Genomic DNA, 24,653 nt, shown 5'->3' on the forward strand with positions numbered 1-24,653 from the left:
CGCTCATGTTGTGCTTGAAATCAATTCGGTTGCTGGAATAGAGACTAACACAATAAACTTCTAGACGTCCAGACGCCCATTGTTATTTATCAAGGCGGAAATACTGAAAAGTGCCAAGAGAACACAATCTGGTGGGTGCAAGTGCCGAATTTGGCTTATCTCAAATAAAGGAAGATAGGGTATGCAATTAAATAGTCTTGGGTTTCCCCGTATCGGGCGTCGACGTGAATTGAAATTTGCCTTAGAAAAATACTGGCGTGGTGAGAGTACTCAAGCCGAATTATGTGAAGTAGCGAGTGAACTGCGCCGTACCCATTGGCAGTGGCAAACCGCAGCGGGCGTCGAGCAAGTGCCCGTGGGGGATTTTGCCTTTTACGATCAAGTATTAACCCTGAGTGCGACCTTGAATGCCATCCCTGATCGACACCGCGGCGAAGGCGCTATCGATCTCGATACCTTATTCCGTGTTGCCCGCGGCAGAGCGCCGACAGGGCAAGATGCGCCAGCCTCTGAAATGACCAAATATTTCAATACTAATTATCATTATTTGGTGCCAGAGCTGACGCAAAACCAAGAGTTTTCGATTGCTTACGAGCAGTTTTTTGATGAAGTCAGCGAAGCGCAAGCGCTAGGCTATAAAGCAAAACCTGTGCTACTCGGCCCTGTTAGTTACTTGCACCTTGCTAAAACAGTGGGTCAAGAGTTCAATAAGTTAAGTTTATTGCCTAATTTATTAACTGCTTATGCTGACATCTTGGCGCGTTTCGTCGCCCAAGGTGTGGAATGGGTACAGTTAGATGAGCCTGTGTTGGCATTAGAGTTAGACACGCAGTGGCAAGCAGCGATAGCAGAGACTTATCAAGCGCTAAGCACTGTAAACGTCAAGGTTCTTTTGGCGAGTTATTATGGCGGTATTGTGCATCATCAAGCCCTAGTATCTGCCTTGCCAGTGGCTGGTTTGCACTTGGATTTAGTCACAGCCCCAGAACAACTGGCTGTGTTTGCAAATGCGTTGCGCAGTGAGCAAATTTTGTCGGTGGGCGTAGTTAATGGCCGTAACGTGTGGGCGGCAGAAATCGATTTGATTGCTGAGCGTATTGGCGCAGTGGCGCGTGATTTAGGCGATCGTCTGTGGATTGGCACATCATGTTCATTGCTGCACAGCCCAGTCGATTTAGATGTTGAAGTCAAACTATTACCTGTGCTGCGTAAGCAGTTAGCCTTTGCTAAGCAGAAACTGTTGGAATTGAGCAAAATTCGCCAATTATTGTTGGCGCCTAATTCGGATGAAGCACAAAAAATCAGTGCTTTTTGTATCGCTCGTCGTCAAGCCAAAGCACAGGCTGCGGATAAGCAAGTGATTGAGCGTGTTGCGGCATTAACCACTGCGGATTACGAGCGTGTCAGTGATTTCAGCGTACGCCAAAGCGTGCAGCAGCAAAAATACCGTTTACCCCTGTTACCCACTACGACCATAGGTTCGTTCCCGCAAACACCCGCTATTCGAGGATTACGCAGCCGCTGGCGTAAGGGCGAGATAAGTGATGCTCAGTATACTGAGCAGTTACAGCAAGTGACCCGCGATACTATCGAACGCCAACTAAAACTGGGTATCGACGTACTCGTGCACGGTGAAGCCGAACGTAACGACATGGTGGAATACTTTGGCGAGCAGTTAGCTGGCGTTGGTTTTAGTAAAAATGGCTGGGTACAAAGTTATGGCTCACGTTGTGTTAAGCCACCCTTGATTTACGGCGATGTGAGTCGTCCAAAAGCTATGACAGTCGAGTGGGCTGAGTTTGCCCAGAGTCTTACCGACAAGCCCGTAAAAGGCATGTTGACGGGGCCTGTGACAATTCTGCATTGGTCATTCGCCCGTGAAGATATCAGCCGCGATGCGATTGCAACACAACTGGCGCTGGCGATTCGTGATGAAGTGGTCGATTTACAAAATGCGGGGATTGGCATTATTCAAATCGATGAGCCCGCCTTCCGTGAAGGTCTGCCATTGAAGCAAAGTGAGTGGCAAACCTATTTAGATTGGGCGGTGAATGCCTTTAAACTCAGCGCTGCTGGCGTGACTGATGAGACTCAAATCCACACTCACATGTGTTACAGCGAGTTTAACGACACGATTGCCGCGATTGCAGCCATGGATGCAGATGTGATCACAATCGAGACGTCGCGTTCGCGGATGGAGTTACTCAACGCCTTTGAAGATTTTGAATATCCAAATGAAATCGGCCCCGGTGTGTATGACATCCACTCACCAAACATCCCAAGTGTGGAGGCCATGGTGCAGTTAATCGAGAAAGCCGCGCAGAAAGTCCCCGTGCGTCAATTATGGGTCAACCCAGATTGTGGCCTAAAAACCCGAACTTGGGATGAAGTCGAACCTGCATTGAAAAACATGGTTGATGCAACCCGCGTACTGCGTCGTCTTGGCTAATATCACTGCTCGAGTGAGAGTTTTTAACTGAACTTATTGAGCTTACTCAGTAAAAAGACACCGGATGTTTATGCCTCCGGTGTCTTTTATTCGCTGCGAATAAGGGAAACGCCACTGTCTATTGGCCATGTTTAATATCAAGGTTCAATAGACGTACGGAGCGAATAACGATTCTTAGTTTAGGCTAATTAATCAGTAGTAAGCTATTGATAACATTGTTAGATGTTAAGCATCTCGTGGTAAGCCTTTTTTGATAATACGCACCATGCGTTCAGTCTTGCGGCGTGCTTTTTGTTGTTCAATTGCTGCGATATCGGCAAGGCGCGATTGTTGCGCATTGAGCGCCCACTCGATATGTTCACGCACTATCTCATCGATATCGTCACTGTTATTGCGGGCGTTAAGTGCGGCAATAATACTTGGGCTTGCGGGGGCGTTACCCAGTGCGACTGCGATATTACGTAACCAGCGTTTATGGCCAATGCGGCGAATGGCGCTGCCTTCAGTTTGTTTAAGAAACTCTGCCTCGCTCCAAGCAAAAAGGCTGAGAAGATCGGGCTGTTTTAACTGCGGGCGAATATGGAAGTCGGTTTCGGCGGTGAGCGGCGCTTGGCGATTGATGGGACACACGAGCTGACAATCATCGCAGCCATAGATGCGGTTGCCCATAAGTGGCCTAAATTCTTCAGGAATGGCGCCTTGCAGCTCTATGGTGAGATAGGAAATACAGCGTCTACCATCAACCACATAGGGTTCTACGATTGCCCCTGTTGGGCAGGAGGTGATGCAGGCGACACAAGTGTTACAGCCTTCTTGAATGGGAATATCCACAGGCAGAGGCAAATTGATCAACAGCTCACCTAAAAAGAACCAACTACCCGCCTCATGGTTGAGTATGAGTGAGTGTTTCCCTGTCCAGCCGATACCGGCTTTTTCGGCTAATGGGCGCTCGAGTACGGGTGCTGAGTCAACAAAGGGGCGAAAGTCAGCGGCATCGAAACCGAGAGACACTAGCTCTGCACTGATTTGATCCCCCAGTTTTTTAAGCCGAGCGCGGATCAACTTGTGGTAGTCGCGACCTCCCGCATAACGGGAAATATAACCTAAGTTGGGATCGGTGAGATTTGTGGCAAAGCCAGCTTCGGGTGGTAAATAATCCATCCGTACGGATATTACCCGCACTGTGCCCGGATGCAATTCTTGCGGGCGAGCGCGCATCATCCCGTGGGTTGCCATATACGCCATTTCGCCATGAAACCCTTTGTCTAGCCATGCTTGGAGTTTGGCTTCTTCGGCCGTTAAATCTGTATCGCAAATGCCAACTTGTGCAAATCCGAGTGCTTTTCCCCACGTTTTTATTTGTAGTGCAAGCCGCGACAGAGTGCTGGCATAGGATTGGTTGGGGATTTGATTGGCTAAAGTCGACATGGATTCATTGCAGTGAGGCTCTTGGCTAGGTGGCAATATGATAGCAAGTTTTCACTTGTTACGGACGAGTTTACTCAGTGAGCATGAATGAGGCGCGATTTTCTTTAGGCAATATGTTTATTTGCAGCTGAGATTGAGTCTATGATTAGGTTTAATGTTTCGCTTTTGGTATCAGTATGCTGAGTGCGTTTTCTCCTAGGGCATTTTTTCTTGCGATGAGTCTGTTAGGCCTAATGCCTAATCTTGTTTTTGCTGCGCCTGATAAGTTGAAATTGGTGACCGAAGCTTGGCCTCCCATGAGTTACGAGCAAGATGGCGTTCCCCATGGTTTTGCTGTGGACTTAGTGAATACCCTGCAATCGAGGCTGGGACAGAGCGAGAAAATCGAGGTGTTACCTTGGGCACGGGCGTATTCGATTGCCAATACTTCGGCGAATGTCTTACTTTTTGCGACGTCTATTAATGACGAGCGTGAAGATCATTTCGATTTCATTGGCCCGATTGCAACCAGCAAAATTGCTTTGTATGCGAGGGCGGCAGATCCCATAGTGCTCGAGCAACTTGCTGAACTGCAATCTAAAGATATTGTCGGGGTTTATCGAGAATCCGCTGGAGCACAGTTGTTACAACAAGCCGGCGTGGATAATTTACTGGTGGCGAGTTTTCCACAGCAATCGGCAAAGCAGTTACTGTTTTCTCGAATTCGTTTATGGTGCCAAGCGGATCTTGCGGTTAAGCAGATATTAGAAGAGGTTGGCGCAAGTGAGGCCGATATACGCCAAGTGTATGTCGTATCTGAGATTAATCTGTACTTAGCTTTTTCTAAAGGGACCTCAGCGGTCACGGTCACGAGTTGGCAAACAGAGCTTGAGAAAATGAAAGACTCAGGGGAATTTAGTCGTTTATATCAGACATGGTTTGGTGCTCTGCCACCGCCCTTACAGCATCAAGTGTTTTGGCATAAAAGTGTTTAACTCTCTCTCGCAGCCTCATTTTTGGCGGCTTTAACACAATTTCTTCCCGCATTTTTAGCCTCATAAAGGGCATCGTCGGCACGTTTCAGTAGGCTGGCAAAGTCTTTGTCTTGATAGGTATTTTCAATATTTGTTTGTGGCGCTAAGGTTGCGACACCTGCACTAACGGTCAATTTGAGTTCAGTGGGTAAATCCTCTGCGCCTAGGCGGCTAATATGAGCTTGCAACTGATGGGCAAGTTCACAAGCACGTTCAGCATCTGTGTTGGGTAAGAGAATTAAAAACTCTTCACCACCGATACGGCCAATAAGATCTTTATTACCCGTTAGGGCTTTACCTGCGCTTGCGATCGTCAGTAAGGCGCGATCGCCCAGTTCATGGCCGAAGTTATCGTTAATTTTCTTGAAGTGGTCCGCATCAAAGATAATCACCGAAAAAGGGCTTTGTTGTTTTAAGGCTTGCTGAAAATACTGCGCGGCTTGGGCATAAATATGCCGACGATTAGGGAGCTTGGTGAGGTAATCTGTGAGGGCGATGACCTGCAGTTGGCGATTTCTCTGTACTTGTTTATACGCAAATATCGATACTATTGTCAGGATAAAGCCCGTCAATAATAAAATAATGTGTTGTAATGATTTGTTTTTTTCGAGTAGCGCAAGTTCTTGTTCTTTAAGGTTTTGGTTTTCAATCAAGCGCTGATTTTCAGATTCAATCCTAGTGGTATCAAACTTCATTTTTAATTCTGTGGTTTGATGAGAGAAGGAGTTGTCATCGACTTTTTTGGTGAGGGCGACAAATTCCTGCAGTGCGCCATAGGCCGCAGGTAAATTATTCATCGCCGCATAGACATCACTTTTCAGCTGTAATAGTTGGGTGAGTCCCCGATCATTTTGCAGAGTTCGAAAGGCTTTTTCCCCTTGTTCGAGTTCGGTAAGCGCTTCTTTATAACGTGCTTGTTGAAACTTGATATTGGCCGTAAAGAGTTTCATAAAGCTATAAGCGGCATAATCTTTTTCGCTAATCACAGCAGCGGCTTCAGTTAAATATTTTTCCGCTTCATTAAGACGATGGAGTTTGATTAAGCTAAAGGCAATGTCCGTCGCCATGGTGGCGGCCACTTTTTCTAGCTGATGTTCCTTAAAGTATTGGTAGCTTAGCAAGAAGTGATCAATAGCTTGTTGATGTTCACCCAGTTCATCTAAAGCCAGACCTATTTCTGAGGTGACATACATTGCCTGCTCTTGGTTATTGTTCTTTAAATAGAGTGCTTTGAGTTTATTGTAGTAACGGATTGCACTTTGGGGATCGCCATAACGTCTAAAGCTGGTGGCCATATCGGCAAGATTGATGTTAGCCCAGCCGGTTAAATTCAGTGACTCGTAGAGATCTTGTGCAGTTATCAGATCGTCTAATGCCGCAGAAAAATCACCAATGTAGGAATACAGGGCGCCGCGAAGGCTGCGTGAGTCGGCGATCAGTTTAAGATCCTCATGCTCATAGGCACGCTTAACGCTGAGGTTATAGCCTTCCATTGCGCTATCTACATCACCATTTAACTGCAAAAACCAAGAATGACAAAGCATGAGGTCGGTGATGAAATGCGCGGAAGCCGTTGGTGGAATAAGGGTGAGTGTTTGACTCGTATTCTTAACTGCCTGTGCTATGTCTGTATCCGTTTCGGCACTTTGATCCCAGCATTTTAGTAGCTGTAGCTTTTCATTGCGGAGTACATCGTCGGTTGCAATCAGTTTGCTCAATAACGCAAGATCGCTGTCAATTGCTTCGCGGGTCATGGGCTCACCGCTTTCAAGTCTTTCAAATATTTTATCAACCTGAGTCTTTTCTTCTGCCATAGCGAGGCTGAGCAGCAGTAAGAGCAGCAACAAGGTAAATGATAAGTATCGGAATGGACGTAGCAAAAAAGGTTTCCTGTTCACATTAAAATCAATAGCTAATAGTGAGCTTAGCATAACTTGTTTGTTCATTTTGAATATAGATGTATTGCAATTTTGCATTCGGCTAGCTATCAAGGTATAAACTTCGCCTTGGAAATCATCCTAAGGAAGGAATCACCCTTGAAAAAATTACTTTGTGCTGCCCTACTCATGATGAGCGGCACTAGCTGGGCGGGCTCAGATTTAGAAACCTCGGGCGATGTATTGCACTTATTGCTCCCCGCAACGGCAATGGGCGCGACGTTATTTTATGAAGACGGTTACGACGGTAGTTGGCAGTTAATTCAGGCGGCAGTATCGAGTCGATTAATCGTTGAAGGCCTAAAATATGGCGTGAGTAAAGACAGACCCGACGGTAGTGGCGATGATTCGTTCCCATCGGGTCATACCTCTGACAGCTTTATGGCGGCGACGTTTATTCAGCAACGTTATGGCTGGCAGTATGGTTTACCCGCCTATGTCGCGGCATCGTATGTTGGCTATACCCGAGTGGCGAGCGATCAACATTACCTAGAAGACGTGTTAGCGGGTGCTGCAATTGGCGCACTAGCGGGTTGGTATTTTACTCAGCCCTATGAAGGAATTACTGTCACACCGATAGCGGGTAACGGCGTTTATGGTTTATATGTGAGTGGTCAGTTTTAAGTTTATTTTTTGAATGAATGTTAATCGAGATTTTTTATGAGTGAATTATCAGCTGTTTACCGTGAAACTGCCGAGCAGATTTCTTACAATGTCGCGAATAAAGTGCTGCCAATGGCAAAACTACCTGACGGATTATTAGCCGCATATCAAAGCCTGTGCGCCGAACTGTTGGAAGACAGAGAGGGCAAATTTAGCCAAGCTTGGGCATCCTTGCCAGCTAGCGCGCGTAATCTCATGGAACAAGCTGCATTCCATGGTTTTTATATTGCGAATGCTTGGTTGCAGTTGAGCCGTGTTGCCCAAGAGATTTCTGAGCAGGCCGATACCGATGGTGAGATCCAAGAGCAAGAATATAACGGTATCTTTACCCGTTTAGCCGATGAGTCGCTCAAAGAAAGTCTACGTAAATTGAAAAAGGCACGTACCGATCGCTCTATGCTCAATAGCTTTAAACAGGTGATGGCGCCTTAGTTTTTATTGAAATAAGCGCTGAGTCTGAAAATCAAAAAGCCCGTCACTTTGCAGTGACGGGCTTTTTGTTGGCACAAACGCTTAGCTAAAGCTGCTTTGCCACGACTCAAGTCGCGGCAACGCTATGCTTAGAACGAAGTGCGTTTGTAGCGGCGATATTCTGGACTCCAGAAATTGCCTTCAATTGACTGTTGTAAGATTTCATCGCTCATTGGTAGCGTTAACCCTTGTTCAACTGCAACTTTACCCACAGCGAAAGCGATGTGTTTACTGACAGCGTGGATATCTTCAAGTTTCGGTAATAATGGGCCGCTACCGTCGATCGCCAGTGGTGAGCATTCCGCGAGTGCGCGGCTTGATGCCATTAACATGGCATCGGAAACGTGTCGGGCACCTGAGGCTAAAACACCTAAGCCAATACCTGGGAAGATAAAGCTGTTGTTACACTGGGCAATCTCATAGGTTTCACCATCGACCACAACGGGCTCGAACGGGCTACCCGTGGCGACTAATGCTTGACCTGAAGTCCAATGCAAAATGTCCTTTGGTGTCGCTTCAACACGGCTGGTTGGGTTAGACAGTGGGAAAATAATCGGGCGGGCACAATGGCTGTGCATAGCGCGAATAATTTCTTCGGTGAATAGACCCGGTACGCCAGACACGCCAATCAGCACGGTCGGCTTAGTGTTGTTAACCACATCCAATAGCGAAATATTGTCGCTGAAATTACTCCAGTTTTGGATATTGGTGCATTTCTGCGCCAATTTTTGCTGGAATGGCAACAGGTTAGGCATGTTGTCTAGCAATAAGCCCCAACGGTCAACCATACATACTTGCGTGCGAGCTTGCTCGTCGCTGATCCCTTCGGACACCATTTGCGCCACGATAGCTTCGGCGATACCGCAACCCGCGCTACCCGCACCAAGGAAGGCAATACGTTGTTGATTTAATTCAGTACCTGCAGCTTTACAAGCGGCCAGCAATGAACCGACAGCAACGGCAGCGGTACCTTGAATATCATCATTAAAGCAGCAATAGCGATCTTTATAACGCTCTAAGATCGGCATGGCGTTCTTTTGGGCGAAGTCTTCGAATTGGATCAAAGTGTCTGGCCAACGTACATGTACAGCTTGCATAAAGGCTTCGATAAACTCGGCGTATTCTTCGCCACCGATGCGCGGATGGCGCCAGCCCATATACATAGGATCTTCTAATAACTGCGGATTATCTGTGCCTACGTCTAATGTAATAGGCAGAGTATAAGCCGGACTGATGCCACCACAGCTAGTGTAGAGTGACAGCTTACCAATAGGTATCCCCATGCCGCCAATACCTTGATCGCCAAGACCTAAAATACGTTCACCGTCGGTAACAACGATGATTTTAACTTTTTGGCGAGTCGAGTTATTGAGAATGTCATCGATCCTATCTTTGTTCGGATAGGAGATAAACAAACCACGGTTGCGGCGGTAGTTTTTCGAGAAACGTTCACAAGCTAAACCTACCGTCGGCGTATAGATGATGGGCATCATCTCGCTGATATTATTTTGCACTAAACGATAAAATAAGGTCTCGTTAGTGTCTTGGATATTACGTAGGTAAATATGCTTGTCTAAGTCGTTGTTGAAACTTCTAAATTGATCGTAGGCGCGGGAAGCCTGCTCCTCAATTGTTTCAATGGCATATGGAACTAAGCCTTCGAGGTTAAAGAAAATACGCTCTTCTTCAGAAAATGCACTGCCCTTGTTAATCAGTGGGGCTTCAAGAATGGCAGGTCCTGCAAACGGAAGATAGAGGGGGCGTTTATTATCGTCCATGGGTAACCTTTTGAGTTATTGTTTAAGTGGTCAATACGTGCTGTAAGTCACGTAAGGTTATCATGAAATGTGATCTTTGTTGTCCGTGGAACGAGGTATTTGTGGTTTTTTTTGCAGCAGTAAAAAAGTCAGCTGTTTTAAACAGGATTTATGAGGTACTTCAGATGGAATTGTTATGCTGTTGTTTATGCCTAAGCAACTTTAGGTATAGCTTAAATTGGATATAAAAAAACGCAGCCTAAGCTGCGTTTGATATGAAAAACTGATGTGTTGCGTTATTCACCACGATACTTAAGTGATAAGCCGCGAATAAAGTTACGCAGGATTTGATCGCCACACTCTTTAAAATTCTTATGATCCGGATTGCGGAACAGCGCGCTCAGTTCTGATTTTGACATTTGAACTTCGGCTAGAGCTAAGGCTGCAACTATGTCTTCTTCACGCATTTCGAGTGCCACTCTGAGCTTTTTGAAGATTAAGTTATTGTTTAAACGCGATACTGGCGCTGGGATTTCTGCACCTTCACGTAGGCCACGCTTTTCGATGATAAGGCCGTCTAGGAACTGACATAAAGTGGTGTCATTACAGGCTTTGTAACCTTCTTCCTCTTCTTTGTGCAGCAGAGCAATGATCTCTTCTGTTGGCACTTCTCTTCCAGCTTTGGCAAAAATTTTAATCATTTTGGCATTGTTGAAATCAAACACGAAGCGCAAACGGCGCAAAATATCATTATTAATCATGGTCATCTCTTGGCGCGGCTGCGCTGTCTGGTTTAAGAGGCGGTATTATATACCCAAACCGCCTCAAAAGCAGAATTTAGCCGGAATTTAACGCTGCGTAGCGAATGCTATTTATGACTCTGACATAAATAGCATTGATACCATTCTGGCAATTAGCTTTTAATGACGTTGTACCAATAGATAAACAGCGCCGCGAAAATCAGCAGATAACTCAGGCCAAACCAAGAGAGTAGCTTCATCTTACTGCCATATCTATCGGCTTCGGGGAGCTGTTTGCTGGTCATTAAGCGGTAGTTTAACCAAGCAAAAATGACTGTGGTCATAAAGGCCAAAATCATCACAAACTCAAGTAGCGGCAACAGTGCGCCTTTAAAGAAGAGGATCAGCAATAAGCCAAAGGTACTGATGGCGAGCATGATCCCAGTGAGGCGTTTGTCTGAACTGGCCTTTGAGGTGAGTAATTGCCAGCCCATATCTAAGGTGCGGCTGTAGCCATCGATAACGGTTACTGTGGTGCTAAAAATACAGAGAAAAGCCACAACACCTATAAGATAACGACTTTCACCGCCCATCACTTGGCTGTAAAGGTTGATCAATTGATTAGCAAATTGCGCGCCGGAATCGGAAAAGTGCTCACCACTGCCGTGCATCACTAAGGCGCCCAAGGACAGAAACACGATCGCGAGGATCGCAGTGATGATGTAGCCTAAGTTAAAGTCGAGCAGTGCCTGCGCTTTCGTGACCGTCTGGCTTTTTTGTTTTTCGAGCAACCAGAGGGAATTCCAAGCGCTGACTTCAATCGGTGCTGGCATCCAGCCCATCATGGCGACTAGGAATCCCACATGGGCCCATTGCCAAGGTGAGGGAGAAACAAAATTGCTCGCTAATGGTTGAGCGTGATCCCAAGCTAAGGCCACGGCAATTAAGGTCGTTAGCGTTAAGGCGAACATGATGATCTTAGTGAGTCTATCAAGTAGTTGATAATGGCCTAAGATCAGCAAAGCCAAAGAACTTAGCAATACCAATAGGGCTAACCAATCGATGGGAAGCGGAATAAATTGGGTCAACATAGCGGCGGTGAGCATGCAAACACCCGCAGTGCTAGCGACGGCGGCGATCACATTCAGTCCAGTAAATAGCAGCAAATAACCTCGGCCCTGTTTGAGGTAACCGTGCAGTAAACTCTCCCCTGTGGCGGCGGTGTAGTGTGCACCAGCGGCAAAGAAGGGATACTTAAGTAAATTCACCCCTAAAATGACCCAAGCCAATTGCCAGCCAAATTCGGCGCCCGCTCGAGTCGAGGCGACTAAATGCGATGCGCCAATCGCCGCTGCGGCCATAAGCACACCGGGCCCCATAGCTTTAATGCCAAGCGTCAGGTGTGTTATCCAAGAGGATGAAGAAGAGGTTGTCGAGGATTCTGTCATGTCGTTATTAAAAGTACCTGTTGAAAATTAATCTGGGAAATCGAACAAGCCCTTATGTTAAGGCTGCGCTCATGCTAAAGCTGTGCTAACGCTAAGTGAGTGGCTCAACATTAAAGGGAAAGTGATTGAACTGAAAGTCGTTTTGTTCAATTTATCTATTTAATTTTTGGCTGAGCAAGGCTTCAATTCGTTTTAGGCTTGCTGCCATCTCGACTACGTTTTGTAATAACGCATCATCAGGTTGTACAGATGGACTCGCTGGATGTGGGCGCTGAGTAAGACGCTCTTTTTGTTCTAATACGCGGGTTCTAAATTGAGGCGCATCAACTATGCCGACTAAGCTTATCAAGGCGCCTGCGCCCGATTGCCCTGCGGTTTCTACCGTGAGTTTATGCAGACCAAATAGGCGCATAATTGGGCCTTGGATTAATGCCATATCGGTAATTTTGTCCAAAGGTACAGAGTTTTCGGTACGAGTTAATATTCCGCGGCGCACAATCAACTTATTACTGGTGAGCTCGGCACTCATATTGCGAATATAGCGGCGAGTTCCCCACAGCCCGATTGGAAACCAAAGCAATAACAAGGGAATGCCGACTATGCTGAGGCTGAAATAGGCGGCCCCTGAAAGCAACCAATACAAACCTAGATTGGACTCAAACTCTGGTTGATGAATGATCTTGTCTTCCATGTTTCTTCCTTAAATTCTGATATTCAAGCATCACGATTTGTCTCGTTAGTTGAATTTTCTAGTGCCTAGACCTTTTTGATTCCCGCAGAAGGAAAGCATATTGTCGCAACATGTAACAAAAGTTTAACTTTCATTATGATCCCATTGACTTTGGTTTGTAACTCATTACCTTGTGTACTGTTAATTTATGGTTTTCTAATGGTTAATATAATTTTAATAAAATAGATAAAACAAGGGATATGTATGAACAGACCTCAGATTCTACCCAGTGCTTGTGCCATCGCGATTGCTTTAGCATTTGCGCCAACAGTAGCCCATGCTGCCGATAAAGGCGCAGAAAAAGTTGAACGTATTGAAGTAACGGGTTCTCGTATTAAACGTACTGATATCGAAGGCCCTTCCCCGATCCAATCGATCAGCAAAGACGACATTGCTAATATGGGGTTCGATAACCTACAGCAATTGCTCGAACGTATGCCTGCGAACGGTGCTGGTGCATTTTCTACCCGTGGTAATAGCCAAGATTCAACCGCTAACGGTGGCGCGTCTATCAGTTTGCGTGGCTTAGGTCCTGATGCGACCTTAGTGTTAATTAATGGCCGCCGGGTTGCTGCGAGTGCTTTTGCTGAAGGTATTACTAATTCTTTTGTTGATATCAATAATATCCCTGTTTCAGCGATCGAACGTATCGACATACTCAAGGACGGTGCATCGGCTATTTATGGCTCTGATGCGATAGCGGGTGTGGTCAACATTGTCCTGAAGAAAGACATTGAGGGCATTGAAGTCAACCTAGGCTACGGTGATGCTTCAGGTACGGGTTACAATGAAACTACGGCGAACATGGTTTGGGGGATGAAATCAGATAAGGGCAGTGCCTCTATCATTCTCGACTATTTTAAAAATGATACTTTAGCTGCAACGGATTTAGGCCGTTTTGGAACTGCAGATCAGACACCTTATGGTGGCCAGGATTTGCGTTCTTCCCGAGGTTTTCCGGGGTATTTTTATGTTGATGGGGTGCAGACAGTTGACCCAGCTTGCCCTGCAGATCGCAATATAGACGGTGAAGTTTGTGTCTTTGATTATGGACCGTATAACCTTGTTGTGCCTGCCGCTGAACGTGTGGGGGCTATTGGTCAATTCGAATATCACTTTAATGATGATTTAACCGCCTTCCTAGAGTTAGCTGCCCAGCACAACACATCGGAAGCGGGCGGTGCGCCGACGCCACTTGATGAGAAAGCAGGCTTAACTGTACCAGGTAGTCATCCAAATAACCCGTGGGGGAAAGATATTGAAATCGGTCGTTTCCGCACCGTTGATGCGGGTGCGCGTCGTTGGGATATTGAATCCGATACTTTACGTTTAGTCGCAGGTTTGCGTGGCGTAGTTAAAGATTGGGATTGGGAAGCTTCGGTGCAAAAAGGTCGCAGTGAGTCCACTCAAACGGGTGATCGCAGCCAAGGTTGGGTCAGAACCGATTACTTGCAACGTGAAATCGATGCAGGTCGCTACAATCCTTTCGGTGGCACCATGAACTCCCAAGATGTCATTGATGATATTACCACCAGTCTAGTGCGCCAAGGTCTGTCCACAATGACCGCCTATGCCGCGAATATCTCAGGTCAAGCATTTACCCTTGCTGATCGCGATATCATGATGGCGGCTGGAGTTGAATACCGTGAAGAAGCTATTAGCGACGAGCCTGATGAGCAATTTCAACGTGGATTGATTTTTGGTACCGAAGCTGTGTCTGCGAAGGGCGATCGCGATCAATGGGCGGCGTATACTGAATTTTCTATCCCAGTAACGGATAACTTCGAGCTGCAACTTGCGGGTCGATATGATCATTACAGTGATTTTGGTTCAACCACTAATCCTAAGATTGCTTTCCAATGGGGTATTAGTGATGAGATAACGGCGCGTGCTTCATGGTCAACAGGGTTCCGTGCGCCTTCATTGGCACAAATTGGTTTAGGCCCATCAGATGAGAGTAGTTTTTTAAAAGATAAGTATCGTTGTGATGCGGATGGCCTTGATTGTGTTAAATCAGATTTTACTACTGAATTTGCAGGTAATCCTAATCTAAAAGCGGAAGAGTCTGAGACTTGGAACGTCGGCATGATCTGGGCACCAAGCCAGAAGTTCGATATTGGTTTCGATATCTACAGCATCACTCAAGATAATAAAATCGATAAGTTGTTACTGCAGGATATTTATGATGCTCATTGTAACGATCAGAACAGTACAGTGTGTGTGCGCTTAGCCCCCCAACCCGGTCAAACATTCGGTACTATTGATGTGCTCCATTCAAGCTTTGTTAACTTAGGTTCGCAAGAAGTTCAGGGTATGGATGTATCGACCCATTATGGCCTCGAACTCGATAGTTATGGCGACCTTAAGTTCGGTCTTGAATGGAGTTATCTGCATAACTTTGAAAAAGATGATACTCATCAAGTGGTCGATTATACCGGAGAGTATAAGTATCCGAAGAACCGTTGGTTAGCGACAACCAACTGGACTATGGATAACTTTGCCGCCAATATAAACTTGAGTTATATCGGTGAATTTGAGGATTTTGACAAAACTCGTACAATTGATGCTCAAATATTAGTCGACATGTCAGGTACTTATCGCTTCAATGAGATGTTCAAGCTGACACTAGGCGTGAACAACGTATTTGACGAAGAGCCATCATTTGCTATCGGTGATAGCGATACCGACCTCTACGGTTACGTGACCTCAGTACATAACCCTATGGGTCGCTACATCTACACTAAACTCACTATGAACTTCTAATATTAAGCCTACGTGCTTTATAGCTAAGTACTTTATATCAAAGTGTAGTGAAATCGAAACGGCGCATTAAGCGCCGTTTTTTATGGGCAGATTTGCACTAACTCAAACTCAGTGTATCTTCGTTAGGACACGAATTAACCGGACTAAAAGGACGTTGCAATGATCACTTTATATGGCACACCGCGCAGTCGCGCATTACGAGTTGCTTGGGTGTTGGAAGAGTTGGGCGTTGATTGGGATTTTTCCTTTGTGGATATGACTAAGGGTGCGCATCGCAGCGCGGCATTTTTAGCGATAAACCCCTGCGGTAAAGTGCCTGTGCTAACGGATGCTGAGTTAGTGTTATCTGAATCAGCGGCGATTTGCCTTTATCTAGCAGAAAAGTATGGCGAGGGTCAGTTGTTGCCAGCCGCGGGGAGTAACGCATCGGGTTTGCACCATCAATGGGTGAGCTTCATCATTACTGAGCTTGAGCAGCCGCTTTGGACTTTGGGTAAGCATAAGTTTGCTTTACCGGAGGAGCAGCGTCATCCGCAGATCATGCCTTGTGCGGTATGGGAGTTTGATAAGGCGGCTGCATTGGCCGAAGCCATGTTGCCTGAAAGTGATTTTTTGCTCGGTGATGACGTTTCGGTGGCGGATATTTTATTGGCCCATACCTTAATGTGGGGCACATTGTTTGAACAAGCCATTCCACCTAAACTCGCCGCTTATCGCGATAGGTTGTCTGCGCTGCCGTCGCGTCAATCGGCTTTACAGAAGATGGATGCTGTGGTGGCCGCTAAGGGATAATCATTCTAAGTCACTGATTATCTGAAAATCATTATGAGAATATGAAAAGGGCAGATAGTGATATCTGCCCTTACTGTTAATGCGAGTACTAAGCTTCTGGATTTGCATGCTTATAGTTGAGTTGCGGCCCATTTAGCACGGCTTTCACGGCTTTCGCTCATTTTGGTCGGTTCACGGAAGGCTTTATAGGCTTCCACGTCCAGTGCGACTAAGCTGACGTCGACTTCTAGGACCAGTTTGCACTCTTTCTTGATGCGCCAAGCTGCCGTGTTGTACAGCTCAGTAAAAGGCAATGAACTTAAAAATTCGGGGTTGTATTGAGTGTAAATGGCTTGAGTGGGGTACACCACAAAAGCTAAATGACGCTTAGGTTCTTTTTTAAATAGTTCTTCGATACCATCGCAGGTGTTGAGCACTTGCATCTCAATGATGTCATCAATATCAAGCAGTTTCTTTTGCGCCAGCTCAGGTGCTGCTTGTTCGCCACTTTCCCAGGCTAATACATCGGCTTCGCTATGGTTAGTTAGCGTGCCAACTTGAGCCGCACTTAAGCTCAATGATTGGCGTAAGTAGCTAATTTCGATGGCATTCAAGCCAATGTTTTTAGACATAATCGTGTTCTCAATGCAATAAAAGTAAAATTAGTATTTAATCTTTAGCCAGATTTCTTCAACCCATTCCCAGAACGACTCCCAATAGATATCGGTAAAGACGCCGTTTTTCCAGAAATGCACTTGGCCATCTTGGTCTATACAGTAAAAAGCATCGCCTTGCTGACAAATGGCAATCATGTCCCTTGGCATACCGATAGACCAAGCATAACAAGTGACCTCAGGCAGATAGGTGTGTGAGTAAGGATCCGATGCAGTTACTGGCTCTATCGTGCCGTAAATCACATCACTGGCATACAGCAGGTATTCTTTTAGCTCCCGTGGTAATGAAATCAGGATTTGCTCTTCAACTTCGACGAGCTGCTCAAATGTGGGTAATTCGAGTGGTACAGGAACAGTTTCGCTGCGTTCTTGGAGTTGCTCAATGATGTCGTGCATGGCGTTTCCTGCTGATAGGGCTATGGCGCGGGATTATATACTTAAAAAGACGTTCGATGCGAGAGAGTGCTTTTTTCAGCTGATTTTTAATATGGTTTTTCAGGCGCTGTAAAATATAAAAAAAAAGCGCTGGCACCTTTGCAGGAGACCAGCGCAAGAGTGGAAGCGGTTGTGGGTTAAGCGACTGAGACTCTTAATAAACTGGCTTCATCGACTCGCTTATAGTTAAGCCATGCTTTGTGGTACAGCTTGTGTGATTCTTGGCGTAATTGGGCAATCTGTGCCAGCTCAAACTCACTGAGTGATCTTTGCTGTTTACGGGCATTGGCCTCAATCCTTTGCACTTTTTCATATACCTTGTGCTCTGGGCCACTTTTGATATCGGCGATTTCCTGCAAGTGTAATTGCACCTCGGCAATCATCCCCGATTGGGGTAAACGTACCAGCAAGTTGAGATCGCGATAGCCTGAGGCTTTAGGTTCAGCAAAGCGGTTTTTTTGTTTAACCACTTGGGTCTGTTCGTTCAAAGTTTGATAAGCCTTCATCAGATCTTGAATGCTGTCGGTCACGATACTTGCCCTTGCAAGGTCGGTGATTTGACTGGCATCACCGTTAAATTTTGTCGCCACTTTGTCGGCAGCTCTTTGATAACTTTTCACCGGAGGAATAATCACTTGCGTCTGTGAATGATGGCCAATTCGGGTAAGCAACTGAGCCAGCTCAGCCTGAGCATCATAGGCTTGGTGATGGAGAACAGATAAGTCATTCGAGGCTTGACGAGGCGCATCAAAGGTCTGACTGCTGAGTGCGTATAGACCTTGTAGATCGTGGCTTTGTGCCTGCCGTGCACTGTAATTACCACGTTCTGTTTTAGTGTCACTGACGTCGAGAGAATTTGCTACACCAGCGCGGCTCGATAATAAGAGTAGAAAAATAAAAAAGGTACGAAATAACTTAGTCATGCGGCCTACTTCCTTATGGGTGAGTGGTACAGGTCACACATCCACCATAGGCTTCTTTTGCTTAATTAAAGCTGAATCAATCATGAAGACTTGTTCATCTTGCCCATTGGGTCACTTTCATAACTCAGTGGTTTAAGGAAATAAAAATGGCGCCACCTGTGACAGTGAGCGCCATTGTTGTTGCTCAGCTTATGCAGCCGAGCGGCGATTTAAATCAGGCTTACCAAATTTTTACGCGTTTTTCAGGGGCGATATACATAGCATCACCGGGTTTCACATCATAGGTGGTGTAGAACTCAGGCATGTTAGATAGGGCACCCAGAGCGCGGAATTCCGCAGGTGAGTGTGGATCGGTCGCTACGCGATTACGCATGGCTTCTTCTTTGGCCTTTGCACGCCAAATTTGCGTGAAACCGATGAAGAAACGTTGATCGCCCGTTAAGCCATCGATGACTGGCGCTTCTTGACCATTGAGTGATTTTTTATAGGCGCGGTATGCGATAGTCACGCCTGATAAATCACCAATGTTCTCACCTAGCGTTAAACCACCGTTGACGTGCAAGTCGTCAAACACATAGTAACCATCGTACTGTGCGATCAGCGCTTGGCCGCGGGCAGAGAACTCTTTCAAGTCTTGCTCAGTCCACCAGTCACGCATGTTGCCTTCGCCATCGAACTTAGCACCTTGGTCGTCGAAACCATGGCCCATTTCGTGACCGATAACGGCACCAATACCACCGTAGTTGACTGCATCATCAGCCGCCAAATTGAAGAATGGCGGTTGCAGAATTGCCGCAGGGAAGACGATTTCGTTCATGGTTGGGTTGTAGTAAGCATTAACCGTTTGTGGGGTCATGTGCCATTCGTCTTTGTCGATTGGCGCGCCCAGTTTGGCTAATGACTTAGCATGTTCAACTTCGCTGGCACGAATAGCGTTACCGATTAAGTCGTCAGCTTTAATGCTCAGCTTGCTGTAATCTTCCCACTTGTTCGGATAACCGATTTTCGGGTTGAATTTGGCTAATTTATCCGCCGCAGCCACTTTAGTGCTGTCGCTCATCCAGGTTAAATCTTTGATGCTGTCGCCGTAAGCGCCCCGAAGATTTTCCACCAGTGCTTGCATGCGGTCTTTGGCTTCAGGCGTAAAGTGACGTTTAACGTACACTTTGCCGACAACTTCACCCAGCATACCGTTAACAGAGGCTACGCCGCGCTTCCAACGTGGTTCTTGCTCTTCTTGACCGTTTAAGGTTTTAGAGAAGAAATCGAAGTTTTCGTTGTCCAGCGCTTCACTCAAATAGTTCGCCGCATGCGTCAGTACTTGCCATTGCATGTAGGTTTTCCAAGTAGCTAAATCGGTCGTTTTTAACACCTCGTTCAGACCTTGGATATAGCTAGGCTGGTTAATAATGATGTCGGTTTGCTTATCCGCACCCAGCGCTGTTAAGTAAACAGTCCAATCGATATCTGGTGCCAATGTTGGCAGATCTTTCACTTGATATAGATTGTAAGTTTTCGTGCTATCGCGGTTTTCAACCACATCCCAATGCTTAGAGGCAATTGCTGTTTCTAGGGCAAGAATAGACTCAGCGCTGGCTTTAGGATTAGCAAGACCCGCAAGAGTAAACATCTTTTCTATGTGGGCTAGGTAAGCCTTACGGATATTAACGAAGCGTTCTGACTCGTTAAAGTAGTAGTCTTTTTCTGGTAGGCTTAGGCCATATTGATAGAGATGAGTCGCGTAACGGCTAGAGTTTTTCGCATCGATATCGATATAAAATGCCATAGGTGTACCCGCACCAGCGATTTGGCTGTGGGCGAAGTACTTCACCAATTCATTCTTATCTTTTAAGGCGTTAATAGCATCGAACTCACCTTGGATTGGTGTCACGCCCAGTTTGTTGAGCGTGTCAGTATCCATAAATGATCGATATAAATCGGCCACTTTTTGCTCGTCTGTGCCAGTGGCCAGATTGGGCGTTGCTGCCACTTCTTCGATAATGGCTTTTACGTCGTCACGTGATTTTTCACGTAAATCGTAGAAAGCGCCAATGCTAGTACGATCGGCTGGGATCTCAGTGTTTTTCAGCCAAGTGCCGTTAACATATTTGTAGAAATCGTCCTGTGGGCGAACAGCTTTATCAAAATTAGCGAATTCAATACCAGAGCCCAGTACCTGAGTCACAGCAACTGCGGTGGCTGTTTTAGCGGTTTCAGGTGCTTTAACTTCGGCTGGCTTGTCATTACAGGCAGTCAGGCCTGCGATAAGTGAGGCACACAGTCCCCCAATGAGTACTTTTCTCATGTCGTTTCCTTCGAGTTTATTATTGTGCCCATTATTGGGGCTGTTATTTTTTTGCAAAATGGGATTGCTTCAGGCGCAATGAACTATGTTAATGCCTTACTAGGAATCTAAACAAGGTCATTACAGTTTTTATCGCGGATTTATCTTGAGTCATATGTAACTAAAGGTTACCAGTTACAGTCTTAAGCCCATTAGCGGCGAAGTTACCGTATGCAAGCCTTTTCAGGTAAGCGAGTACTTAGCTTTCGCATTTTTTACACACAATCAAATTAGCTGCCTGATCGGCTTCGCGGGGTTACCAGCGACCACAGTTTTGGCGGCCACATTTTTTGTGACTACAGCACCTGCGCCTATGATGGCGTCATCACCAATAGTGACGCCTGGCATTATGATAGCGCCGCCACCAATCCATACCCGTTTACCGACCTTAATTGCTTTAGCGGTTTCTAAATCTGAGCAACGCAGCTCGGCATCGAGTGGGTGACTCGAGGTATAAAATTGTGCATTGGGGCCGACCATAGTCTGCTCGCCAATAGAAATAGGTGCATTATCCTGCAAGGTGACATTCACATTGATAAACACTTTGTCGGCAAGGGATAGATTGACGCCATAACTGATAAAAATCGGCGTAGATATTGTTGCGGCTGGAGATTTATGGGGGATGAGCTGCTGACAGAGTTGGCTATATTCTGTATTTTCTTGGTCAATTATTTGATTTAATTGTCGATTTAGCCGTTGCTGCTGAGCGCGTAAACTTAATAGTTCGCTGGCAAGGCAGTCATATTCTTGGCCTGAGATCATCTTTTGGAATTCAGTCATGTTATCTTTCCCTAGGGTGACTGTTGTCAATACGTAAGGGCTTAGATAGAAACACATCGCGTGCTGAGCAGCAATTCTTTGCCCTTTGAAGTGGTCGGCCTCATAATATGGCAGTTTTCTTTATTGAAGTTGAGTATTAACGTGCGTTTAGACAAATTTATCTGTGAGAGTACCCCACTGACTCGCTCATTAGCGAAAAAAGCCCTGCATCGCGGTGATATCACTTGCGATGGCATAGTCGTCAAAGACTCGGGCTTTAAAGTGACTGAAGGTATGCGTGTTTGTCTCGAGGGCGAGCCTATTGCCTTAGTGGGCGTACGTTATTTAATGCTCAACAAACCAGTCGATACCATTTGTTCAACGATTGATGAAACTTATCCATCGGTATTGAGCTTAGTGGATGTGCCCAAGCCTGAAACTTTGCACATTGCTGGTCGTTTAGATGCCGATACCACAGGGCTAGTGTTGATCACGACCGACGGCCAGTGGTCGCATAAAATCACCTCACCGAAGAAAGAATGCGGTAAACGCTATTTAGTGCAACTCGCCGAACCAGTGGATGCTGGCTTGATTGCAGTGTTTGCCGCTGGTGTTGAATTGCGCGGTGAAGATGGCTTAACTAAGCCTGCATTGCTGGAGATTATTGAGCCGCAATTAGTGCGACTCACCATCACTGAAGGTAAGTACCATCAAGTGAAACGTATGTTTGCTGCGGTGGGCAACCACGTGCAAGGATTGCACCGTGAAAGTGTGGGCCAAATTGAATTAGATCCCGCCTTAGCACTGGGTGAATGGCGATATTTGACGGCTGAAGAGATAGCTTCAGTCTAACGAGTTTAATATAAAAAATGCCGCCCGAGTTTGATTTGTGGCGGCATTTTTTATTTGTGCTAACTAGCTTTTATTATTACTGTTTCTTTAAAATCAGATTACCGCTGATGGTATTCATCTTCACGTTTGCTGCGCCAGAGCCTGTTTGAAATGACAACTCGGCGCGTGGCACGTATTTCTGCTTCTTAGGCTCATCTTGAGTTAAGGTGTTTTTGATCTTGCCACCAGGACCACCGTCTAAGTCAAAGCTGGCATCTGGCATATCGGCAAACGTCACTATGATATCGCCGCTCACACTTTCTAAATTGGCTCTGTTGAAGTTTTTCGCCAGTGATACTTTTGAGTCACCGCTGACGGTTCTGAGTACGATTTCCTTTGCGAGGCTAAAGTTAGCATTCACTTCGCCAGAAACTTGTTCCACCGTGACTTTTTCTGCCTGAGTTTGGCTATTTAAGTCGCCGCTAACGAGGCGATAGTTCATTTCCCCTTTGCTGTCAGTGTCTTGAATCGTGCCGGATACGGTTTCTAATTTGATTTTCCCATCAAGTGCTTTGGTTGTGATATCGCCAGAGACGGTATTTAACTCAGGTTTACCACTGAGGTTGTTAGCTTTTATATCGCCACTGACGGTATTTAAATCGAGTTCACCTTGGGCTTCGGCAACTTGCAGATTCGCTGAAATAGTGTCTGCATTGAGTTTTACTGTTTTTGGTACTTTAATGGTGAGCTGCGAGCCCTTGTCATTATTGCCATTATAGTGGCGAGGCATCTTGTCTTCGATATTCAGACTGTTTCCCTGTTGCTCGAACACAAAACCTTCACTCAATTCATCGAGTGTGCCTGTGACACTGACTTCACTCTTATCCCAGGTTTGAATCGTCACATCGCCGCGCTGGACTTTGATCTGCAGTTGGGTGTCGCTATCAATACTGAGCTGTTTATCAACGCTTTGCGCTGCGAACACATTGCCCATTAAACCTAAATAGAGTGTCGAAACTAATAGACTGGTTTTAGTGAGATTGAGGTTACTCATAGGGTATTTCCTTGTGTCGAGTTTCTAATGGGTAATTTTTGGCCCTGTTGTAATAGGTCGAGCTCACGCTGCTGCACCCAAAGCCAGAGTTGCCAAAGTTGTTTATCGGTTGGATTTGCTTGTAAAGCTTGGTAAAGCTGAGTTGCCGCCCGTCTTAGTTCAGCCAAACCTTGCTCAACGGGCGCGCTAAAGCTGCTGGTCTGCCAAGCTAGTGCATTCGTTGTTTGCTCTAGGTTATCCACTTGCACTTGGTGCGATGCTGCAATTTGAGTGAGTAATAATTGTAAGGCCGCATCCCCTGGTTGCGCTGGCATAGCTGAGTTCTGAGCAAGCTCTGTCTGCTGCGTGGTTAATGGATTGAAAGAGGGTAATTGGGTATACCCCAATGCCACCAGAAGGATAAAGGAGGCGGCTATTGCCCACAGTCTGCCGTGCTGGGATTGGCGCGTTTGCGACATAAGTGGTTTGTCCATGCGCTTTTCAATGCCCTGCCACAGATCATGGCTGGGCGACATTTCTTTGGGGGCGCTATCGATCAGTTGCTCAAGCTGTTGTTCACGGGAAAGCGGCGTTAATGTCATTACAGCATCTCCTGTAGTAGTTGCTTAGCTCTATGGTATTGGGTCTTGCTAGTACCGACCGCAATGCCAAGTAAGTCAGCGATTTCATCGTGTTGATAACCTTCGATGGCGCAGAGTACGAACACTATGCGAGCCCGCTGCGGCAGTTTGAAAATCAACTTGTCTAATCCGCTATAACTTTCATCTGAACTCATAGGTTCAGTTTCATTTTCAAGTGGGATAAATCGTGCCCAAAATGATTGTTGTTTACGGATACTGCTCAAGGCTTGATTGACACAAATACTGTGTAACCAAGTGGAAAACTGACTCTCACCTCGAAATTGTGGCAACTTCTGCCACACTAAAATAAAACACTCTTGGGTAATGTCTTCCGCCATAGTTTTATGACCACAAAGGCGCAGTGATAAGGCATAAATACGTTGGTGATGGCTTTGATACAGCAGTTTAAATGCGGCTCTGTTGCCTTGGCTGGCTAAGGTGGCCAGCTCAAAATCAGACATTGCGCTATTGAGTGGGAGTATCCCTGCCGTCACTGTCATTCCCTGCCATAATTATTAAGTGTTGTCGTTTTGACGCACTGAATGCTGCAAAAGGTTTGGAACTGTAAAAAATATATTTTATTAAGATTCATTATCCAGCGTAACATTTTTGTAATCTGTAGTAGAATTCGCCCGAAAATATACAGTTAAACTAATGAAGTTATTCATTTTATACCAATTGGTGCTGTGGTGTTTATATCGGCATTGAGACGGTATGTTTAACAAAGTTAACACGCATTACTTTGAAAAATATGTCGGCATCATCTTGATGAACTAAGCTAAAAATAATGAGGTGCTCACGATATGAGAGCTTAAATCCACAAATTGTCAGAGTATTTGATAT

21 protein-coding genes are annotated in these 24,653 nt (G+C 45.9%); 7 read left to right on the top strand and 14 right to left on the bottom strand.

Features of this window, described 5'->3' with window-relative positions; all coding sequences use genetic code 11:
- Positions 1-181: 181 nt before the first annotated feature.
- The gene (gene metE / locus Q4Q49_RS03755; protein ID WP_311998671.1) at positions 182-2,449 is read left to right on the top strand and encodes a 5-methyltetrahydropteroyltriglutamate--homocysteine S-methyltransferase; all 2,268 of its coding nucleotides are present in this window, start codon (positions 182-184) and stop codon (positions 2,447-2,449) included.
- A 225-nt stretch (positions 2,450-2,674) separates the two neighbouring features.
- Here metE and queG read toward each other — a convergent pair whose 3' ends face one another.
- Positions 2,675-3,877, bottom strand: coding sequence for a tRNA epoxyqueuosine(34) reductase QueG (gene queG, locus Q4Q49_RS03760; protein ID WP_311998672.1), 1,203 nt, complete (start codon positions 3,875-3,877; stop codon positions 2,675-2,677).
- 176 nt (positions 3,878-4,053) lie between these two features.
- Between queG and Q4Q49_RS03765 the strand changes: the two genes are divergently transcribed.
- The gene (locus Q4Q49_RS03765) at positions 4,054-4,851 is read left to right on the top strand and encodes a transporter substrate-binding domain-containing protein (protein ID WP_311998673.1); all 798 of its coding nucleotides are present in this window, start codon (positions 4,054-4,056) and stop codon (positions 4,849-4,851) included.
- Here Q4Q49_RS03765 and Q4Q49_RS03770 read toward each other — a convergent pair.
- The gene (locus Q4Q49_RS03770) at positions 4,848-6,770 is read right to left on the bottom strand and encodes a diguanylate cyclase (RefSeq protein WP_311998674.1); all 1,923 of its coding nucleotides are present in this window, start codon (positions 6,768-6,770) and stop codon (positions 4,848-4,850) included. The genes Q4Q49_RS03765 and Q4Q49_RS03770 overlap by 4 nt on opposite strands.
- Before the next feature lie 156 nt (positions 6,771-6,926).
- Between Q4Q49_RS03770 and Q4Q49_RS03775 the strand changes: the two genes are divergently transcribed.
- Together Q4Q49_RS03775 and Q4Q49_RS03780 are read left to right on the top strand one after the other, a co-directional pair.
- Complete coding sequence (locus Q4Q49_RS03775) at positions 6,927-7,451, top strand: phosphatase PAP2 family protein (RefSeq protein ID WP_006080236.1); 525 nt, start codon at positions 6,927-6,929, stop codon at positions 7,449-7,451.
- A gap of 36 nt (positions 7,452-7,487) precedes the next feature.
- Complete coding sequence (locus Q4Q49_RS03780; RefSeq protein ID WP_006084096.1) at positions 7,488-7,922, top strand: DUF3069 domain-containing protein; 435 nt, start codon at positions 7,488-7,490, stop codon at positions 7,920-7,922.
- A gap of 128 nt (positions 7,923-8,050) precedes the next feature.
- On the opposite strand, the gene Q4Q49_RS03785 is transcribed toward Q4Q49_RS03780, so the two are convergent.
- The 4 genes from Q4Q49_RS03785 to Q4Q49_RS03800 all read right to left on the bottom strand — a co-directional run bounded on the left by Q4Q49_RS03785 (position 8,051) and on the right by Q4Q49_RS03800 (position 12,597).
- Positions 8,051-9,739: an NAD-dependent malic enzyme gene (locus Q4Q49_RS03785; protein WP_011845811.1), complete on the bottom strand. Its 1,689-nt coding sequence runs from the start codon at positions 9,737-9,739 to the stop codon at positions 8,051-8,053.
- A 275-nt stretch (positions 9,740-10,014) separates the two neighbouring features.
- On the bottom strand, positions 10,015-10,479 hold the full coding sequence (locus Q4Q49_RS03790; protein ID WP_006080239.1) for a DUF1456 family protein: 465 nt from the start codon (positions 10,477-10,479) through the stop codon (positions 10,015-10,017).
- Between the two features lie 152 nt (positions 10,480-10,631).
- Complete coding sequence (locus Q4Q49_RS03795) at positions 10,632-11,906, bottom strand: divalent metal cation transporter (RefSeq protein WP_311998675.1); 1,275 nt, start codon at positions 11,904-11,906, stop codon at positions 10,632-10,634.
- 151 nt (positions 11,907-12,057) lie between these two features.
- Positions 12,058-12,597, bottom strand: coding sequence for a PH domain-containing protein (locus tag Q4Q49_RS03800; RefSeq protein ID WP_311899688.1), 540 nt, complete (start codon positions 12,595-12,597; stop codon positions 12,058-12,060).
- Between the two features lie 243 nt (positions 12,598-12,840).
- Between Q4Q49_RS03800 and Q4Q49_RS03805 the strand changes: the two genes are divergently transcribed.
- Positions 12,841-15,399, top strand: coding sequence for a TonB-dependent receptor (locus Q4Q49_RS03805; protein ID WP_311899689.1), 2,559 nt, complete (start codon positions 12,841-12,843; stop codon positions 15,397-15,399).
- A gap of 159 nt (positions 15,400-15,558) precedes the next feature.
- On the top strand, positions 15,559-16,191 hold the full coding sequence (locus tag Q4Q49_RS03810; protein ID WP_311890976.1) for a glutathione S-transferase family protein: 633 nt from the start codon (positions 15,559-15,561) through the stop codon (positions 16,189-16,191).
- A gap of 110 nt (positions 16,192-16,301) precedes the next feature.
- Here Q4Q49_RS03810 and Q4Q49_RS03815 read toward each other — a convergent pair whose 3' ends face one another.
- The 5 genes from Q4Q49_RS03815 to Q4Q49_RS03835 all read right to left on the bottom strand — a co-directional run bounded on the left by Q4Q49_RS03815 (position 16,302) and on the right by Q4Q49_RS03835 (position 21,326).
- Positions 16,302-16,802: a DUF4447 family protein gene (locus Q4Q49_RS03815; protein WP_259541398.1), complete on the bottom strand. Its 501-nt coding sequence runs from the start codon at positions 16,800-16,802 to the stop codon at positions 16,302-16,304.
- A 30-nt stretch (positions 16,803-16,832) separates the two neighbouring features.
- Entirely contained in the window at positions 16,833-17,240 is a 408-nt protein-coding gene (locus tag Q4Q49_RS03820; protein WP_261272279.1) for an SMI1/KNR4 family protein, read from the bottom strand.
- Positions 17,241-17,416: 176 nt separating this feature from the next.
- Complete coding sequence (locus tag Q4Q49_RS03825) at positions 17,417-18,202, bottom strand: RelA/SpoT domain-containing protein (protein ID WP_261272278.1); 786 nt, start codon at positions 18,200-18,202, stop codon at positions 17,417-17,419.
- Between the two features lie 220 nt (positions 18,203-18,422).
- Positions 18,423-20,507 carry a M13-type metalloendopeptidase gene (locus Q4Q49_RS03830; protein ID WP_311998676.1) on the bottom strand — a complete coding sequence of 695 codons (2,085 nt, stop codon included), beginning with the start codon at positions 20,505-20,507 and terminating at the stop codon, positions 18,423-18,425.
- Positions 20,508-20,771: 264 nt separating this feature from the next.
- Entirely contained in the window at positions 20,772-21,326 is a 555-nt protein-coding gene (locus Q4Q49_RS03835; protein ID WP_311998677.1) for a sugar O-acetyltransferase, read from the bottom strand.
- A 78-nt stretch (positions 21,327-21,404) separates the two neighbouring features.
- Between Q4Q49_RS03835 and rsuA the strand changes: the two genes are divergently transcribed.
- On the top strand, positions 21,405-22,157 hold the full coding sequence (rsuA, locus tag Q4Q49_RS03840; protein WP_300479348.1) for a 16S rRNA pseudouridine(516) synthase RsuA: 753 nt from the start codon (positions 21,405-21,407) through the stop codon (positions 22,155-22,157).
- A 76-nt stretch (positions 22,158-22,233) separates the two neighbouring features.
- On the opposite strand, the gene Q4Q49_RS03845 is transcribed toward rsuA, so the two are convergent.
- From Q4Q49_RS03845 to Q4Q49_RS03855, 3 genes are read right to left on the bottom strand one after another with little or no spacing between them, the layout of a single operon-like run.
- Positions 22,234-23,190, bottom strand: coding sequence for a DUF4097 family beta strand repeat-containing protein (locus tag Q4Q49_RS03845; RefSeq protein WP_311998678.1), 957 nt, complete (start codon positions 23,188-23,190; stop codon positions 22,234-22,236).
- A complete protein-coding gene (locus Q4Q49_RS03850; RefSeq protein ID WP_311998679.1) occupies positions 23,187-23,771 on the bottom strand; it encodes an anti-sigma factor in 585 nt (194 codons plus the stop codon). The genes Q4Q49_RS03845 and Q4Q49_RS03850 overlap by 4 nt, the downstream gene beginning before the upstream one ends.
- Positions 23,771-24,304 (bottom strand): RNA polymerase sigma factor, encoded by a 534-nt coding sequence (locus Q4Q49_RS03855; protein WP_126493534.1) that lies wholly within the window; start codon positions 24,302-24,304, stop codon positions 23,771-23,773. Before Q4Q49_RS03855 ends, Q4Q49_RS03850 begins: the two co-directional genes overlap by 1 nt.
- Positions 24,305-24,653: the final 349 nt, after the last annotated feature.

Source organism: Shewanella sp. SP1S1-7 (assembly GCF_031932105.1).
Taxonomy (GTDB): domain Bacteria; phylum Pseudomonadota; class Gammaproteobacteria; order Enterobacterales; family Shewanellaceae; genus Shewanella; species Shewanella baltica.

Bases quoted from the DNA above. Each gene is read 5' to 3' on its own strand.
- metE (WP_311998671.1), top strand. From the start codon at position 182: ATGCAATTAAATAGTCTTGGGTTTCCCCGTATCGGGCGTCGACGTGAA.
- queG (WP_311998672.1), bottom strand. From the start codon at position 3,877: ATGTCGACTTTAGCCAATCAAATCCCCAACCAATCCTATGCCAGCACT.
- Q4Q49_RS03765 (WP_311998673.1), top strand. From the start codon at position 4,054: ATGCTGAGTGCGTTTTCTCCTAGGGCATTTTTTCTTGCGATGAGTCTG.
- Q4Q49_RS03780 (WP_006084096.1), top strand. From the start codon at position 7,488: ATGAGTGAATTATCAGCTGTTTACCGTGAAACTGCCGAGCAGATTTCT.
- Q4Q49_RS03785 (WP_011845811.1), bottom strand. From the start codon at position 9,739: ATGGACGATAATAAACGCCCCCTCTATCTTCCGTTTGCAGGACCTGCC.
- Q4Q49_RS03790 (WP_006080239.1), bottom strand. From the start codon at position 10,479: ATGATTAATAATGATATTTTGCGCCGTTTGCGCTTCGTGTTTGATTTC.
- Q4Q49_RS03795 (WP_311998675.1), bottom strand. From the start codon at position 11,906: ATGACAGAATCCTCGACAACCTCTTCTTCATCCTCTTGGATAACACAC.
- Q4Q49_RS03800 (WP_311899688.1), bottom strand. From the start codon at position 12,597: ATGGAAGACAAGATCATTCATCAACCAGAGTTTGAGTCCAATCTAGGT.
- Q4Q49_RS03805 (WP_311899689.1), top strand. From the start codon at position 12,841: ATGAACAGACCTCAGATTCTACCCAGTGCTTGTGCCATCGCGATTGCT.
- Q4Q49_RS03810 (WP_311890976.1), top strand. From the start codon at position 15,559: ATGATCACTTTATATGGCACACCGCGCAGTCGCGCATTACGAGTTGCT.
- Q4Q49_RS03815 (WP_259541398.1), bottom strand. From the start codon at position 16,802: ATGTCTAAAAACATTGGCTTGAATGCCATCGAAATTAGCTACTTACGC.
- Q4Q49_RS03820 (WP_261272279.1), bottom strand. From the start codon at position 17,240: ATGCACGACATCATTGAGCAACTCCAAGAACGCAGCGAAACTGTTCCT.
- Q4Q49_RS03825 (WP_261272278.1), bottom strand. From the start codon at position 18,202: ATGACTAAGTTATTTCGTACCTTTTTTATTTTTCTACTCTTATTATCG.
- Q4Q49_RS03830 (WP_311998676.1), bottom strand. From the start codon at position 20,507: ATGAGAAAAGTACTCATTGGGGGACTGTGTGCCTCACTTATCGCAGGC.
- Q4Q49_RS03835 (WP_311998677.1), bottom strand. From the start codon at position 21,326: ATGACTGAATTCCAAAAGATGATCTCAGGCCAAGAATATGACTGCCTT.
- Q4Q49_RS03845 (WP_311998678.1), bottom strand. From the start codon at position 23,190: ATGAGTAACCTCAATCTCACTAAAACCAGTCTATTAGTTTCGACACTC.
- Q4Q49_RS03850 (WP_311998679.1), bottom strand. From the start codon at position 23,771: ATGACATTAACGCCGCTTTCCCGTGAACAACAGCTTGAGCAACTGATC.